Origin of the sequence: Mycobacteroides franklinii (assembly GCF_002013895.1) — a bacterium.
Lineage (GTDB): Bacteria > Actinomycetota > Actinomycetes > Mycobacteriales > Mycobacteriaceae > Mycobacterium > Mycobacterium franklinii.
The window spans coordinates 20,119-36,147 of the sequence record NZ_MAFQ01000021.1; the positions used below are offsets into that span (position 1 = coordinate 20,119).

A 16,029-nucleotide genomic window follows, 5' to 3' on the forward strand; every position below is an offset into this window, starting at 1 on the left:
AGGCTGAACAGAACCGACCTAGCAGTCAGGAGGCAGCGATGGCGCAGGAGCAGACTAAGCGCGGTGGTGGCGGTGACGAGGAAGATGTCACCGACCTTGGGGGACCGGCCGGGCAGGAGCGCCGCGAAAAGCTGGCGGAGGACACTGACGATCTGCTCGACGAGATCGACGACGTGCTGGAAGAGAACGCCGAGGACTTCGTGCGGGCGTACGTCCAAAAGGGTGGCCAGTGATCTGGCGCGATGACTCGATCGCGCCCCAGCAGTTCACCCGACATTCGCACCTTTCGTCGTTCTCCGAGTACCTGAGGATTCAGGCCCCGGAGTTGCTTCCGGCGGTCGGAAAGGCGTCAAGCGAAGTGATCGCGAACTTGCCGCACGGCACCACGATCGTGGCGCTCACGTACCGCGGTGGAGTCCTGATCGCGGGTGATCGGCGCGCGACTCAGGGCAACTACATTGCTAATCGCGATATCGACAAGGTGCAGATCACCGACAACTACTCCGCGACCGGTATCGCCGGAACCGCAGCCATCGCCGTCGAATTCGCGCGGTTGTACGCCGTCGAGCTGGAGCATTACGAGAAGCTCGAAGGTGTGCCGCTGACCTTCAACGGCAAAGCCAATCGGCTCTCGGCTCTGGTACGCGGCAATCTCGCGGCGGCCATGCAGGGACTGGTGGCGGTGCCGCTGTTGGTGGGCTATGACATCGATGACCCCAACGGTGAAACCGCTGGGCGCATTGTGTCTTTCGATGTCGCGGGTGGCTGGCACGTGGAGAGCGACGGATACCAGGCTGTGGGTTCGGGCTCGATGTTCGCCAAGTCTTCGATCAAGAAACTGTACAAGCCCGGTGGCGATGCGCTGGGTGCGCTGGCGGTGGCCGTGGAGTCGCTCTACGACGCGGCCGACGACGATTCGGCAACGGGTGGACCGGATCTGGTGCGCCGGGTGTTCCCGACAGCAGTTCGGATCGATTCCGGGGGAGCGATCCGGGTACCCGAGGCCGATATCGAACGCATCGCGCGCGAGGTGATCGAGAAGCGGACCGAAGCGGCACGTGCCGAATCAGAATTGCGTGAATCGGGAGGTAGGTCATGACCTTTCCGTACTATGCGTCGGTCGAGCAGCTCATGCGCGACCGTTCGGAGTTGGCGCGCAAGGGAATTAGCCGCGGTCGTTCGGTGGTGGCGTTGACGTACGCCGACGGGGTGCTGTTCGTCGCCGAGAATCCGTCGAACTCGCTGCAGAAGGTCAGTGAGGTGTACGACCGGGTGGGCTTCGCGGCCGTCGGAAAGTTCAATGAATTCGACCGGCTGCGCCGTGGCGGCATTCAGTGGGCCGATATGCGCGGCTATGCCTACGACCGCCGTGACGTGAGCGGGCGGCAGTTGGCCAACATCTACGCCGAGGCACTCGGCACCATCTTCAATGAGCAGGCCAAGCCCTATGAGGTGGAGCTGTGCGTCGGCGAGGTGGCTCACTACGGTCGGGACACCGACCCGGTGCTCTACCGGATCACCTACGACGGGTCGATCGCCGACGAACCGCATTGGGTGGTCATGGGCGGGAACACCGAGCCGGTGATCAACTCGCTCAAGGAGAGTTACGCCGAGGGCGCCACGCTCAAGGACGCGGTCGGGTTCGCGGTGAAGGCGCTGCAGGCCGGGGCCAGTGCCGGTACCTCCAACGGCTCGGCCGAGGGCAGAGTGCTCGGCGGGCTTGAGGTTGCGGTACTGGAGCAGAGCCGTCCGCGGCGCGCGTTCCGGCGGATCAAGGGTGCCGCGCTGGAAGCGCTGTTGCCCGAGGACTTCTCGCCGGGGCAGACGGAGGGCGGCGGCGATCCCGCGCCAGAATCCGGCGATTCGAAGGATTCCGACGTCAAGGATGCCAAGGACTCCAAGAAGACCAAGGACAGCTAGGCTTCGTGCTTTCGTCTCGACAATGGCCGGCGGCCGTTGGCTTGGTCCTCGCTGCGCTCTTCGTGGCACTGGGATTCATCGCGCATGCCGCGCATGCCGGCACCGGCGTTGACCACGCGGTGCTGGACTCCATGCTGGCCCAGCGCCGACAGTGGCTGACACCCATCGCCGTGTTCATCACCGACGTGGTGGGGCCCAACGGCATGTGGCCGCTCGGGATCGTGGTCGGTGCGGTGCTCTGGTGGCGGTGGCGGACAGCGCTACCCGCGCTGGTAATCATCGGAACCCTGATCGCGACCAGAATCGCCACTCCGGTGACCAAACACATCGTGGCTACCCAGCGTCCGCCGCACGCCGTCCGGTTGGTGGTGGAGAACTCCCCGTCGTATCCGTCGGGGCATTCGTTGACGACGATCTCGGTGTTGGGCGTACTCGCGGTGATCCTCGGCTACGGGCACAGCCGCACCATCCGAATCTGGTTGTGGCTGACGGTGGCCGTCGGCACGGTCGCGGTTGCCCTGACGCGGCTGTATCTGGGTGTGCACTGGCTCTCCGATGTCACCGGGGGTGTGCTGCTGGGCAGCCTGATCAGCCTGGTAGCCGGATCGCTGTTTGGGCGATATGCGCCCAGGAACTTATCCACAGCCTGAAAATCGGCGGAACCATACGCCGGTGCCGGCGGTCCTACCTGCTATCGAACCCGTTTAGCATCAGGTAGGAGCTGCCATGTCCGGCGACGAAGAGGACACGTACATAAATCTGGCGACGCTGCGGCTCGCCGACGGCGCGTGCGAGGAGCTGGCCACGCGCTGTGAGTTGCTCCGGAGCGCATTCGCCGGGGTCATCGCGCGCCTGGACACCTTCGCACCCGCCAACCACGTCATCTTCGGCGACTGTGAGGAGGGGCGGGGGTGGGGCCGGGTCGTTCACGACGCCGCCCAGGCGCCGACGGGCTCGCTGGCCGCGGTGCTCGAACAGCATCGCTGCGTGCTGACCGAATTCGCCGAGACCTTTCGGCGCATCGGTGATGCCTATGCGGAAGCCGACACGGGTTCGGCCGACTGCACCCGCAGGGCGCTGCGATGACCGCGACCGTACGCCCCGACGAATGGCATGGGGACAAATGGAGCCACGAGTCGATCATGGACATGCAGGCACGGATGGCGCCGGAGGACATCAAGCGCTTCGCCGAAGAATGGAAAAGCACACTGCGGGGCCTGGATTCGCTGTTCACCACCTTCCTGGAGGACGTGACAGCGACGATTCAGGACGGCTGGAGCGGCTCCGGGGCACGCGCGGCGCTGGGCACCATGCGGGAGTACGTCGAAAATTCGCGCATCGCACTCGAACAGGCATTAACCCTGTCCTCGGGTCTGGACGTGTTGGCAAGGGCCACGGGCGAACTGCAGCAGCAGATCGCGCCCCCGCCCACACCGGTGCTGGTGGACAAGCTGGGGGAAATTCCTCGCTGGCGTGCGTCGTTCGCCGAGCAGTTGGGCCTGTGGGAGCAGGCCCTGAATCAGGTGCGGACCGTGTACAGCGGCCCGGCGATACAGGCCGGCAACGCCGTCGCCGCGCTGATCGGCCCACAGGATCGACTTCGCTTCGGCTTCGGGCCGGATGTCAGCGCCGCCGTACCCGGGCAGTCGCCGGACGAACAAGCCGAGCGGGCCGCGGAGTTCCTGGCCCGGTGGGGCCCGGGCGAGCACGAGCCCAATCTGCCGCAGACGATGCCCCCGCCTGCGCAGGTACCGCTCACGGTGATGGGAGTTCCGGGTAATCCGTTCCCGGGCAAGAGTTCCGCAATAGGTTCGACGCCCGGATCCGGGGTCGACGAACGTGGTGAAGACGATGTCTATGCGGGTCAGGATTGGATGCGCGATCCCCTCTGGCATGAGAGCCCAACGCGCAGTGCGGGGTTCGAATCGGCGACGCCCGGCACCGGTCGGTCGCTGTCTGCCGACCGGATGCCGGCATTCGGTTCGGGACCCACTGTGGCGGGCACCGGCGGTATCGGTGGTGGTGCGGCAACTCGGCCGTGGGGCTCGATGATGCCGATGATGGGCGCATACCCACCACACGCAAGCCAGCGGCGTGGCGACGAGAACGAGCACTACAGCCCGCCGTATCTGGTGAATGCCGACAACACCCGAGAGCTGCTCGGGGATCTGCCCAAGGGAGCGGCCCCGGTCATCGGGCTGTGGGACAGCGATAGTGACGACGAGTTGGGGCCATCGCCGCGGCGCGGGTTTCGTTCGCGCTGAGTCAGACCATTGAGGGCCGGGGTTTGCGCCGGTATGAATACCAAGTGCCTTCGACACTATCCGCTGATTGCTGCTGTTGCGTGACGCCGTTTCCTAGCGCCTAGCCACAGAAAGTACTTCGCATAGTGTCTGTTTTTGTCGACGTCGTCCCCGGCCAGTCACCGGCCCCGGAAGCCGCCTCGCGCCCATCGCAATGGCGCCTCCGCCTGACCCGCGCCGCCCTGCCGCTGCTGTCGGTGATCGTGTTCATCGGAATATGGCAGCTGGCCGCGGCCAGCGGAATCTGGAACCAAACCTTTGTGCCGTATCCGAGCAGCGTGTGGCACGCCTTCATCGAGGTATCCACCAACCACGACGGCGTGCATGGGTACGGCGGCTACCTGTTGGCCGAACATCTGTATATGACGTTGCGCCGCTTGCTGTTCGGCGTCCTCATCGGTGTGACGGCCGGGGTGCTGCTTGGCCTGTTGATGGGATCGGTCGGGTGGGTGCGCAGCGTCCTGGAACCCTGGCTGACTTTCGTGCGCACACTGCCGCCACTGGCGTATTTCTTCCTGCTGGTGATCTGGCTGGGTATCGACGAGGCCCCCAAGATCACCCTGCTCGCGCTGGCGGCACTGCCGCCGGCGGCCGTCGCCACCACGGCAGCGGTGGTCGCGGCCCCCGTGGGCCTGGTGGAGGCGGCCCGCGCACTGGGTGCCTCGCGATGGCAGGTGACCCGCGACGTGGTGATCCCCGCAGCACTGCCCGAGACGTTCACCGGGGTGCGGCTCGCGGTCGGTATGGCTTATTCGTCGGTGGTCGCCGCGGAACTGTTCAACGGCATTCCCGGTATCGGTGGCCTGGTGAAGGACGCCAGTAACTACAACAACACGCCCGTGGTGCTGGTCGGGATCTTCTCGATAGGGATCTCAGGCCTGGTGCTCGACGCCGCCCTGCGCGCTGTCGAGCGCCGGGCGGTGCCGTGGCGGGGGAAGATATGAGGCCGGGCCACCTCGCGGCCACGCTCGCGGTGGCGATGGCGGCGTTGTCGGGGTGCGCGATCGATCACTCCGGTCTGGACAGCAGCAAGCCGACCATTCGGGTCGGTTACCAGAACTTCCCCAGCGGGGACCTCGTGGTCAAGCAAAACCGTTGGCTGGAAACGGCGTTGCCCGACTACAACATCAAATGGACACGGTTCGACTCGGGCGCCGATATCAACACCGCCTTCATCGCCAGGGAACTCGATTTCGGGGCGCTGGGATCGAGCCCCTTCGCGAGGGGGCTCTCCGCGCCCTTGAACATTCCGTACCGGGTGGCCTTCGTCCTTGACGTCGCCGGTGACAACGAGGCGTTGGTGGCCAGCAATCGCAGCGGCGTAACCACGATTGCCGGTCTCAAGGGCAGGCGCGTCGGAACTCCGTTCGCCTCCACCGCGCACTACAGCCTGCTGTCCGCGCTCGCTCAGAACGGATTGTCGGCGAACGATGTTCGGCTCGTGGATCTGCAACCGCAGGCCGCGTTGGCCGCGTTCGACCGCGGAGACGTGGATGCCGTCTATACCTGGTTACCCACGGTTGACCAGGTCCGTAAGAACGGCAGAGATCTGATCACCAGCCGACAGCTGGCCGTCGACGGCAGGCCAACCCTGGACCTCGCGGTGGTGTCCAATGCGTTCGCGGACGCCCATCCCGAGGTGGTGGAGGTGTGGCGCAGGCAGCAAGCGCGCGCGCTGAACCTCATCCACGACGATCCGAGCGCGGCCGCCAAGTCGATAGGCGCCGAGAATGGTCTCACCCCGCCGGAGGTCGCCGATCAGCTCAAGCAGGGGATCTACCTGAGTCCGGCCGAGATCGCCTCGGCGAAATGGCTTGGTGAGCAGGGTAAGCCAGGACATATCGCGGTCGATCTGCAGAGCGCTTCGCAGTTCCTGGCCGATCAGAAACAGATCCCGGCCGCGGCGCCGCTTTCGACGTTCGAGAATGCTGTCTACACGAAGGGCTTGCCCGATGTCATTGGTCGATGATGTGAAAACTGCTGTCCAGGAACGAGATACCGGATCGATTCGGATCAGTGGCGTCACCCACAGTTACGGTAGCGGTGCGGCCAGGACGACGGCGCTGGGCCCGGTGGACCTGACCGTCGAGCCGGGGACCTTCCTGGTTCTGGTGGGGGCCTCCGGATGCGGCAAGAGCACCCTGTTGCGGCTGCTGGCGGGATTCGAATCACCGAGCGAAGGGGCCGTGCGGGTGGCCGGTGGAGCGCCGACGCCGGGCATTACGTCAGGGGTTGTGTTCCAGCAGCCACGGCTGTTTCCATGGCGCACGGTGGGAGGCAACGTCGAGCTCGCCCTGAAATATGCGAAGGTGCCGCGCGAACGGTGGGCGCAACGTCGAGACCAATTGCTTGCCCGTGTCGGATTGGAAGGCACTGCGGACCGCCGCATTTGGGAGATCAGTGGCGGTCAACAGCAGCGGGTGGCAATCGCTCGGGCACTCGCCGCCGAAACCCCGCTGTTTCTCCTGGATGAGCCGTTCGCGGCGCTCGACGCGCTCACCCGTGAGCGTCTGCAGGAAGATGTCCGTCAGGTCAGCGCCGAGTCGGGTCGCACCACCGTGTTCGTCACACACAGCGCGGACGAAGCCGCCTTTCTCGGGTCGCGCATCGTGGTGCTGACTCGTCGCCCCGGCCAGGTGGCATTGGATATCCCGGTGGAGCTCCCCAGGACCGGCATCGACCCCGATGATCTACGCCGTTCTCCCGAATATGCCGAACTGCGTACCGAGGTGGGCCGAGCGGTGAAAGCCGCGGCCGCCTAGCTCTTGTGCGGATGCGCCCGCAGCAGCGCGGCGGCCTCGGTTTGATAGGCATGCTCTGCCCACCCCAGTGGTGTCGACCCGAAGCGGGTGTCGGTGATCGAGGGATCGGCTCCGGCCTCCAGCAATCGGCGGATCAGCGCCAGATCGCCCGCCCAGGCCGCCTCGTGCAGCGGTGTCGCGCCGCCCCCGTCGCGGGCGTTGACGTCGGTGGGGAAGCAGTGGGGCACGAGAGTTGCTCCCGTGATGTCGATTCCGTGCCGGGCCAGTAGCTCCAGGCGATCGGAGAATCCATGGGCGGCCGCCCAATCGACCTGCCGGCGCCACATCTGCTCACGGGTCTCCATGGCCTCGCCGAGGCGGCGCTCCCAGGGACTCACGCCGGCATCGGCCAATCCGTGGGCGAACAGTAGTTTCAGATGTGAATCATCGGGGCGGAACATCCGGTTGTAGAGGGTCTGCTGATCCACCGGATGGGCACCGCGCTGCAGCAGCAGGGCGGCCAGCGCCCCGGCGAACGGGTGGCGGGGCTGGCGTCCCGGTCCCTGCTCTCCCTCGCCGAACACCCCCGTCAACGCGGTGAACGGGGTGGACATCCCGCACCACAGGTATCCCGAGTTGGGGTCGGCGCCGGCGTCCAGGAGCAGGCGGGCGGCGCTCAACGTGTCATCGACGGTGCGGCCCAACGGTGCGCGGCTGTAGCACAGGTACACCAGCGGAAACCATTGGTACGGACCGCCACTGGCCGTTGCCAGCGTCGGTTGCGCGGCCAGGTGCCGCGCGATCGCGGCGGGGTCGGTGGCGGTGGCTGCCGCCCACACGTGCCTGTCCACCAGCGTCGGATCCGCGGCGATGAGATCTGCCGCCGCCTGCCAGCGCGGCGGCTCATCGTCGTGGTCGTACCGCAGCGAGGAGAGGGCGCAAAACCGGTCGGCCGAATCGAGGTCGGTTTCGTTCACCGCGCTCGGATCGGTGCTCAGATCGGCCGCCAGCTTCAGATAGTGCACAAGTGCCGGCCAGCCGGTGAATCCGTACCGGCGGGCCATCGTCAGCTGCGCATCGTGCAGCGCGAACCGCCCACTCGTCACAGCGATATCGGGGCGTGGGTGGTGTTGGCGCACCATGTCGACCGCGTCGGGATCCGCGGCGTGTACCGCGCGCTGCAGTCCACGTGCGTCATCGCGAATGCGATCAAGGGACGGATTGGTGGGAAGGGTGCTGGCCATGACGGCCTCCTCTCGTGAACCCGATGTTCCGCGAGGCCGGGCGAGAAGAGGTTGGTAACCAGTTCAAGGAAGGCAGGGAGGCTGAGCCTCTTCGGGCGGACACCGGGCGCTCCTGCACGCCCGGCGTCCACACTACTGCGCTAGAGGGTCGGGCGCCGGTGTGCCCACGGTTCGGTTGCTTCGAGCTGGGCGGCCAGCCGTATGAGCAGGGATTCGCCGCCGAGCGGGGCGACGAACTGCACACCGAGCGGCAGGCCCTTCGGGGTTTGATACAGCGGCAAGGAAATCGCCGGACGCCCAGTCAGATTCGCCAACTGGGTATAGGGAACCCAGCCGAGGTTGTCGTTGATCATGCTGTCGACGATGTTCGCGTATTTGAGCACGCGGGCGGTCTTGGTGCGCAGCAGCAGATCTGACACGGCGGCCAGCGGTGCGGGGAGGTTGAACTCGCCGATACGCGGCGGAGACTTGGCGAGTGTCGGCGTGAGCAGCAGGTCGTAATCGCCGAAGAATGTCGCCATCTCGCGCACGTAATCGTGCCGGCGTTCCACGGCCGCAACATAATCGGGCCCGCTGGTGGTCCGCCCCAGTGCCGCGATGAGCAGCGTATCGCGCTCGAATCCCTCATCACCCGCGCCGGTCAGCTTCTTGGTGTGGTCCACCTCGTAGGCGGCATGCACAAACCACGTCAACAGGAAGTCGCGAGCCAGCTGACCATCGTCATAGGGGGCGCTCACCTCTATCACCTCATGGCCCAGATGCGTCAGGAGGCGCACGGCGGCCTCGACCGCGGCCACTGCGGCGGGATCGGGGTTGGGGGTGATGACGGTCGGGACGCGTACCCCGATCCGGAGCTTCCCGGGATCCCGGCCCACCTGTGACGCGTACGAGTCCTTCGGTATCGCCGGCAAATACGGCGAGGTGGGCTCGGGTCCGGAGATGATGTCGAGCATGGCGGCCGTATCGCGGACGGTTCGCGAGACGGTGCCGTTGACCGCCGCGCCGTGCATGGGTTCACCGGCGGTCGGGCCCATGGGCGTAACACCGCGACCGGGCTTGAGCCCGACCAGACCGCAGCATCCCGCGGGGATACGGATCGACCCACCGCCATCGCTGGCGCCCGCGACGGGCACGATTCCGGCCGCGACGGCCGCAGCGGAGCCGCCCGAGGAGCCGCCCGGCGTGCGGCTCAGGTCCCACGGATTACGGCTCGCCCCAAACAGTTCCGGCTCGGTAACGCCCTTGGCCCCGAACTCGGGGGTGTTGGTCTTGCCGAAGATCACCAGGCCGGCGTCGAGCCAGCGCCGCACGATGGTGGAATGCTCCGCGGCGGGGAGCGTGGACAACGCCCGGCATCCCGCCGCTGTCGGGTGGCCCTGGTAGTCCTGGCCGAGATCCTTGATGAGAAACGGCACACCGGCGAACGGCCCGGTCAGCTCGCCCTCGACCTGCTGGTCGGCCTCGGGGATGGTTCGGACGATTGCGTTGACCTTGTTGTTGACCTCTACCGCGCGTGCGCGTGCGGCGGCGAGTAGCTCGGCCGGGGTGACCTGCTTGGTGGCGACCAGCTCGGCCAGGCCGGTGGCGTCGTATCGGGAGTAGTCGGAGAAATCCACCGGATCAGCCTATGCGGCCTCAGAGCGTCAGGCGTTGGCCTTTTTCAACACATCGTTGTAGATGGCGACGATCTTCTCGGTCTGTAGCGACTGTCGCGGCTCGTCGTGATGGGCGGCGACAACCTCAGTCATCTGCCGCAGCTTGCCGCGGTCATCGGCCAGGGCGCGGATGGCCTTCGCGATGGCCTCGACGGATTCGTTCTCGGTGACCAGGCCGCCGCCCTCGGGTACGGATTCACCCAGGATCTCGTCGCAGAAGATCACCGGAGTCGACATCGAGATCGCCTCCAGCAGAACCAATCCCTGCGTATCGAAACCGTATGAGGTGAACAGCAGCGCACTGCTGGCTCCCATCGCTGCCAGGCAGCTGTCCTGGCTGACCCGGCCACGCAGCCGGATCCGGTTGGAGGCTCCGTGTGAATCCACGTACTTCTTGATGGCGCCTTCGAGGTGCCCGTCACCGTAGATGTCCATGACGCAGTTCTTGACCTGCGTGGCCGCCTTCACGGCCTCCAGCACCCGCTTTTCGGGGGACAGGCGCCCGCACCAGATGAGCCGCAGCGGCTCGTCATCGGTGGGCTTGTCGTCCGCGGCTTCCCGGGCGATGTCGACGAGTTCGTCGTCGACACCGTTCGACACCACGGAAATGGGCCGACGCAGACCGCGATCGGTGAGAGCCTGCGCGAAATGCGTCGTCGGGGTGATCTCGTGGTCCACCGCCTGCGCCTGCGCCATCATCAGCTGCCACGCCCGCCGCGACGCGGCGGATTCCTGCACCGTCGTCAGGTGGAAATCCTTGGGCAGGTGACGCTCCTGCATCTGGCTGAAGATCCAGGCCAGCAGCAGGGGGTTGGGGCTGGCCTTCTCGAAATACACGTCATAGCGGGTGTGCTTGGTCTGGACCACCGGGATGCCGTTGCGGCGCGCGGCCTCCACGCCGGCAATGCAGACGCCCAGGTCGCCCTGGCTGTGGATGATGTCGATGGGTCCGCGCGCACGCAGTTCCCGATCGATCAGCTCCCGGTTCGCGGCGCCCGGCCACACGAAGGTGAAGTCGTCGTGCTTGCCGAGCTTGCGCATGGCCTCGGCGACGAAGGGCACCGGCTTGACCTCCACGACATTCGGGTCGGGATCGACGGTATGCGCCAGGGGTGCGGTGAACACCGTCACCTTGTGTCCCAGCCGCTCCAGGCCGTGACGCTGCCGGGCCACCGAGATCTGCGCGCCACCCAGGCTCTCGGGGTGAAGATCGGTGAACAGCGCTATATGCATCGTCGAAACCTGTCGTTGTGTGCCAGTACGGCATGCGGAAACCCGGGCCCAACCCGTCCCGAACCGTATCGGATCGCCGCTGATGCTGCTGAGATACCCAGACAGAAGGTGTCGAGAATGCCCAGCCTCCCCGCTGCCGGTGGCCTCACCAAGTAGGCTCGATGCTGTGCAACGTCGAATTATGGGTATCGAGACGGAGTTCGGCGTTACGTGCACATTCCATGGCCACCGACGACTGAGCCCGGATGAGGTCGCGCGTTACCTGTTCCGCCGCGTGGTGTCCTGGGGCCGCAGTTCCAACGTCTTCCTGCGTAACGGCGCCCGGCTCTACCTCGACGTGGGCAGCCATCCGGAGTACGCCACCGCCGAATGCGACAGTCTGGTGCAGCTGGTCACCCACGACCGCGCCGGCGAGCGCGTCCTGGAGGATCTGCTCATCGATGCCGAGCAGCGCCTGTCCGACGAGGGCATTGGCGGCGACATCTATCTGTTCAAGAACAACACCGACTCCGCCGGCAACTCGTACGGCTGCCACGAGAACTACCTCATCGTGCGGGCGGGGGAGTTCTCCCGGATCTCCGATGTGCTGCTGCCCTTCCTGGTCACCCGCCAGCTGATCTGTGGCGCGGGCAAAGTGCTGCAAACCCCCAAAGCGGCGACCTTCTGCTTATCGCAACGCGCCGAACATATTTGGGAGGGCGTCTCCTCGGCAACCACCCGCAGCCGTCCCATCATCAACACCCGCGACGAACCGCATGCCGATGCCGAGAAGTACCGGCGTCTGCACGTCATCGTCGGCGACTCCAACATGTCCGAGGCGACCACCATGCTCAAGGTGGGCACCGCGGCGCTGGTGTTGGAGATGATCGAAAGTGGCGTCGCGTTCCGTGACTTCTCCTTGGACAACCCGATCCGGGCGATCCGCGAGGTCAGTCACGACCTCACCGGGCGTCGCCCCGTCCGGCTTGCCGGGGGGCGTCAGGCCAGCGCGCTGGACATTCAGCGCGAGTACCACGCGCGCGCCGTCGAGCACCTGAACACCCGCGAACCCAACGAACAGGTCGAGCAGGTCGTCGAGCTGTGGGGCCGCACGCTCGATGCCGTTGAGAGCCAAGATTTCTCGAAGGTGGACACCGAGATCGACTGGGTGATCAAGCGCAAGCTGTTCCAGCGCTACCAGGACCGCTACAACATGGAGCTGTCCGACCCGAAGATCGCCCAACTGGACTTGGCCTATCACGACATCAAGCGCGGCCGGGGGGTGTTCGATCTGCTGCAGCGCAAGGGTCTGGCTGCCCGGGTCACCACCGACGAGGAGATCAAGGCCGCCGTCGACCAGCCCCCGCAGACCACTCGCGCCAAGCTGCGTGGTGACTTCATCACCGCGGCCCAGGAGGCCGGCCGTGATTTCACGGTCGACTGGGTGCACCTCAAGCTCAACGACCAGGCGCAGCGCACGGTGCTGTGCAAGGACCCGTTCCGGTCCGTCGACGAGCGGGTGGAACGCCTCATCGCCAGCATGTAGCGGCCGCTTTCCCGCGGCGTTTTTCGGCTTTGTCGAGATCTGCTTTTTGTCGGCGTCTACTCGTACTTTCGCGGCAAAACGTCGATCTCGATGACTGTCGGTGAGGCCGTGCAGCATGCACGCATGGCAGAGGTGTTCATCGGTAGCGAGGCGGTGTCGACAGGTCGGTTCAGCCGCCACGAGCTCCGGCGCTTTTACCGGCCCATTTTTCGCGGTGTCTACGTTCCAAAATCTGCGGAGGTGACCCTGCGGGACCGGACTGTGGCGGCATGGCTGGCGACCGGACGAAAGGGCGCGATCGCAGGGCTGGCGGCCTCGGCCCTGCACGGCGCCGGGTGGGTCGATCACGATGTGCCCATCGAATTGGTCGGCGTGACATCGCGGCCGCAGGACGGATTGATCACCAGGAATGAGCGCATCGACGCCGACGAGATCACCCGGATATCGGGGCTGCCGGTGACGAACCGGGTGCGCACCGCCTTCGACCTGGGCCGCTACCAGCCCCGTGCCCGTGCCCTCGGGTGCCTGGATGCGCTGATGCGAAACCAGGTTTTCGCGTGTGACGCCGTGAATGTGCTCGCCGACCGCTATCCGAAGGTGCGCGGCGTGCGGCAACTGCGAGAACTGCTGCCATTGATCGATGCCGGCGCCCAATCTCCCCGAGAGAGCCTGATCCGTCTCGAGTTGCACGATGCCGGGCTGCCTCGTGCCCGGACCCAGGTTCCGGTGCTCGACGGATACACGCCCGTCGCGTTCCTGGACATTGGCTGGCCGCGATATCGCGTGGCCGTCGAATACGACGGCGACCACCACCGCAAGGATCGCCGCCAATACGTCAGGGACCTGGCGCGGCTACGAATGCTCGAGGAGCGCGGCTGGATTGTCATCCGCGTGATCGCCGAGGAATCGCCCGACGCGTGGATCGCGCGGGTGGCGGCGGCGCTGCGCAGCCGGGGCTGCCGAATCGAGATCGACAAAATGCGGCGACCCACGCGGCCTTTCGCTGCATAACGCGGATCTCGAAGCATCGAACAAACTTTCGCAACACCCCCTAAAGTGCTGGCAGGAAACACCCCACCGTCCTCTAAGCTTTCCGCCGTGGCGATCTCCAAAGTCGAGCGGTTGATGAACCTGGTGATCTGCCTGCTGTCCACCCGCACCTACGTCACCGCCGAACGAATCCGCACGTCGGTGGCCGGTTACTCGGACTCGCCGAGCGACGAGGCCTTCAGCCGGATGTTCGAGCGCGATAAGAACGAGCTGCGTGACCTGGGCATCCCGCTGGAGACGGGGAAGGTGTCCTCCTTCGATGCCACCGAGGGCTACCGCATCCGGCGCGACGCCTACGGGCTGCCCGACATCACCCTCACCGCGGACGAGTCCGCGGCCGTGGCAGTGGCCACCCAGCTGTGGCAGTCACCCGAGCTGGTCACCGCCGCGCAGGGCGCGCTGATGAAGCTGCGCGCCGCCGGTGTGGACGTCGACCCGGCCGCCGAGAACGTTTCGGTGGCAGCGCCGGCCGCCATGCCGGGCGGACGCGGATCGGAATCTGTGCTGCGAATTCTGCTGTCCGCCATCGATTCCGGTCAGGCGGTGCAGTTCGGGCACCGGCCTTCGCGTACCGAGCCGTATGTCATGCGCACCGTGGAGCCATGGGGCGTGGTCACCGATCGTGGCCGCTGGTATCTCGTCGGACACGATCGAGACCGCGACGCCACCCGCACCTTTCGGCTGTCTCGCATCGGGGACGACGTGACGAAGCTCGATAAACCCGGGACGGTGCGTCGTCCCGACGATGCCGACCTGCGTGCCATCGTGGCCAGGGCCGTCGGCGACGGGCCGGTGCGGATCACCGCACGGGTGTGGATCGCCGAGGGGCGTGCCCAGGAGCTGCGCCGGATGGGTGCCGTCGTCGAATCGCGGCGTTTAGGGGAACGCGACGGGGACATCGTCGAGATCGAGGTTGCCTCACCGGACCGGCTGGTCCGCTCGATCGCCTCCCATGGCGCCGACGCGGTGGCACTGGAACCGGTACAGGTACGTGATGAGGTCATCGCCCGTCTGCGGGAGCACGCGGCGGATGAGCCGCTTGCGCGAAGAGGATCCAATGGAGTGACGGCATGACCGAGTTGTCGAACCGGCTGACCCGGCTGCTGAACATGGTCCCGTATTTCCAGGCCAACGCCGGTATCAGTGCCGCAGAGGCCGCCGCTGACCTCGGGGTGACCACCAAACAGCTGATGGCCGATCTGAACCAGCTGTGGATGTGTGGTCTCCCCGGGTATGGGCCCGGCGATCTGATCGATCTCTCCTTCTCCGAGGAAAGCATCGAGGTCACTTTCTCCGCAGGCATCGACCGTCCGCTGCGCCTCACCTCACCCGAGGCGACGGCACTGCTGGTCGCACTGCGCGCACTGCTGGACATGCCCGGCACCGTCGACCCGGAGGCCGCGCGCAGTGCGATCGCCAAGATCGAGGACGCCGTGGGTGCGGCCCCCACCGACGGCGCACCCGCGCAGCTTCCCGCCACCGCCGAGTCCGAAGCGGTGACCGCGGTGCGCTCGGCGGTGCGTAAGAGGCAGGCGCTGCGCATCGAGTACTACTCGGCATCGCGAGATGCGTTGTCGGAGCGCATTGTCGACCCCATTCGTATCGCGGTGGTGGGGGATCACAGCTACCTGGAGGCCTGGTGCCGTGCGTCCGAGGGGGTGCGGTTGTTCCGGTTCGACCGGATCGAACAGGCAGAGGCTCTCGACCAGCGCGCGGCGCCGCCCGCGCCCGCGGTTCAGACCGCCACCGACACCGGTCTGTTCGAGGCAGATCCCTCGTTGCCGGCGGCGACGGTGATCGTCGGTCCGAGTGCGTCCTGGGTTTTCGACTACTTCCCGATGCGCCCGACCGGGACTCAGCATGCCGATGGATCGGTGGAGGCCGCCATGACCTACGCGTCCGAGGACTGGATGGCCCGATTGATCCTCGGTTTCGGATCGGCAATTCGTGTGCTGGCACCGGAGTCGTTGGCGCGGAGGGTGCGCACTGACGCGTCGACGGCGCTGGCGGCGTATCAGGCCAGCTGACCGTCACGGGTCCTGGGGTAGCATTCAGGGCATACACGACGTCTGGAGGTGACCACATTGGGCGGTCTACAACCCATGCACTGGGTAATCGTTATCGTCGTATTCGCGCTGCTCTTCGGAGCTAAGAAGCTGCCAGACCTTGCGCGTTCGCTGGGTAAGTCGCTGCGGATCTTCAAATCGGAAGTCAAGGAACTGCAGAACGAAGGAAACACGGCACGGGCGTCCGACGCCCCACAAGCCGTGGAGCAGCAGCAAGTGCCTCCCGCTGTCGCGGTGGAAGCGCCGCCCATCGAGTCGACTCCCGGTCACAAGCCCACTGCCTAGCCGCGTC

The 16,029-nt window shown here is 66.1% G+C and carries 17 protein-coding genes; 14 read left to right on the forward strand and 3 right to left on the reverse strand.

Annotation, left to right across the window (positions count from 1 at the left end; translation table 11 throughout):
* Positions 1-38 precede the first annotated feature (38 nt).
* From B4393_RS25575 to B4393_RS25615, 9 genes are all read left to right on the forward strand, one after another.
* Entirely contained in the window at positions 39-233 is a 195-nt protein-coding gene (locus tag B4393_RS25575) for a ubiquitin-like protein Pup (RefSeq protein ID WP_078336516.1), read from the forward strand.
* Positions 230-1,099: a proteasome subunit beta gene (prcB, locus tag B4393_RS25580; RefSeq protein ID WP_078281413.1), complete on the forward strand. Its 870-nt coding sequence runs from the start codon at positions 230-232 to the stop codon at positions 1,097-1,099. Before B4393_RS25575 ends, prcB begins: the two co-directional genes overlap by 4 nt.
* A complete protein-coding gene (gene prcA / locus B4393_RS25585; RefSeq protein ID WP_078336517.1) occupies positions 1,096-1,920 on the forward strand; it encodes a proteasome subunit alpha in 825 nt (274 codons plus the stop codon). Before prcB ends, prcA begins: the two co-directional genes overlap by 4 nt.
* A 5-nt stretch (positions 1,921-1,925) precedes the next feature.
* Positions 1,926-2,570 carry a phosphatase PAP2 family protein gene (locus tag B4393_RS25590; protein WP_133052608.1) on the forward strand — a complete coding sequence of 215 codons (645 nt, stop codon included), beginning with the start codon at positions 1,926-1,928 and terminating at the stop codon, positions 2,568-2,570.
* A 76-nt stretch (positions 2,571-2,646) separates the two neighbouring features.
* Positions 2,647-3,006 carry a hypothetical protein gene (locus B4393_RS25595; RefSeq protein WP_078336519.1) on the forward strand — a complete coding sequence of 120 codons (360 nt, stop codon included), beginning with the start codon at positions 2,647-2,649 and terminating at the stop codon, positions 3,004-3,006.
* A complete protein-coding gene (locus tag B4393_RS25600) occupies positions 3,003-4,184 on the forward strand; it encodes a hypothetical protein (protein ID WP_078336520.1) in 1,182 nt (393 codons plus the stop codon). Before B4393_RS25595 ends, B4393_RS25600 begins: the two co-directional genes overlap by 4 nt.
* 125 nt (positions 4,185-4,309) lie before the next feature.
* The gene (locus B4393_RS25605; RefSeq protein ID WP_078336521.1) at positions 4,310-5,167 is read left to right on the forward strand and encodes an ABC transporter permease; all 858 of its coding nucleotides are present in this window, start codon (positions 4,310-4,312) and stop codon (positions 5,165-5,167) included.
* Positions 5,164-6,192, forward strand: a complete 1,029-nt coding sequence (locus B4393_RS25610; protein ID WP_078336522.1) for a taurine ABC transporter substrate-binding protein — start codon at positions 5,164-5,166, stop codon at positions 6,190-6,192. Before B4393_RS25605 ends, B4393_RS25610 begins: the two co-directional genes overlap by 4 nt.
* Positions 6,176-6,985 carry an ABC transporter ATP-binding protein gene (locus B4393_RS25615; protein ID WP_078336523.1) on the forward strand — a complete coding sequence of 270 codons (810 nt, stop codon included), beginning with the start codon at positions 6,176-6,178 and terminating at the stop codon, positions 6,983-6,985. The genes B4393_RS25610 and B4393_RS25615 overlap by 17 nt, the downstream gene beginning before the upstream one ends.
* Here the strand turns inward: B4393_RS25615 and B4393_RS25620 are convergent.
* The 3 genes from B4393_RS25620 to B4393_RS25630 all read right to left on the reverse strand — a co-directional run bounded on the left by B4393_RS25620 (position 6,982) and on the right by B4393_RS25630 (position 11,096).
* Positions 6,982-8,208 carry an ankyrin repeat domain-containing protein gene (locus B4393_RS25620; RefSeq protein ID WP_078336524.1) on the reverse strand — a complete coding sequence of 409 codons (1,227 nt, stop codon included), beginning with the start codon at positions 8,206-8,208 and terminating at the stop codon, positions 6,982-6,984. The genes B4393_RS25615 and B4393_RS25620 overlap by 4 nt on opposite strands.
* A 140-nt stretch (positions 8,209-8,348) precedes the next feature.
* Positions 8,349-9,824, reverse strand: coding sequence for an amidase (locus B4393_RS25625; RefSeq protein ID WP_078336525.1), 1,476 nt, complete (start codon positions 9,822-9,824; stop codon positions 8,349-8,351).
* Between the two features lie 27 nt (positions 9,825-9,851).
* Positions 9,852-11,096, reverse strand: coding sequence for a glycosyltransferase (locus B4393_RS25630; protein ID WP_070937096.1), 1,245 nt, complete (start codon positions 11,094-11,096; stop codon positions 9,852-9,854).
* 166 nt (positions 11,097-11,262) lie between these two features.
* On the opposite strand from B4393_RS25630, the gene pafA reads away from it, so the two are divergent.
* The 5 genes from pafA to tatA all read left to right on the forward strand — a co-directional run bounded on the left by pafA (position 11,263) and on the right by tatA (position 16,022).
* On the forward strand, positions 11,263-12,621 hold the full coding sequence (pafA, locus tag B4393_RS25635; protein ID WP_109420644.1) for a Pup--protein ligase: 1,359 nt from the start codon (positions 11,263-11,265) through the stop codon (positions 12,619-12,621).
* A 123-nt stretch (positions 12,622-12,744) separates the two neighbouring features.
* A complete protein-coding gene (locus B4393_RS25640; RefSeq protein ID WP_078336557.1) occupies positions 12,745-13,632 on the forward strand; it encodes a DUF559 domain-containing protein in 888 nt (295 codons plus the stop codon).
* An 87-nt stretch (positions 13,633-13,719) separates the two neighbouring features.
* A complete protein-coding gene (locus tag B4393_RS25645; protein WP_078336526.1) occupies positions 13,720-14,745 on the forward strand; it encodes a helix-turn-helix transcriptional regulator in 1,026 nt (341 codons plus the stop codon).
* The gene (locus tag B4393_RS25650; protein WP_078336527.1) at positions 14,742-15,698 is read left to right on the forward strand and encodes a helix-turn-helix transcriptional regulator; all 957 of its coding nucleotides are present in this window, start codon (positions 14,742-14,744) and stop codon (positions 15,696-15,698) included. Before B4393_RS25645 ends, B4393_RS25650 begins: the two co-directional genes overlap by 4 nt.
* 57 nt (positions 15,699-15,755) lie before the next feature.
* Complete coding sequence (tatA, locus tag B4393_RS25655) at positions 15,756-16,022, forward strand: Sec-independent protein translocase subunit TatA (protein ID WP_191987160.1); 267 nt, start codon at positions 15,756-15,758, stop codon at positions 16,020-16,022.
* The last annotated feature ends 7 nt before the right edge of the window (positions 16,023-16,029 follow it).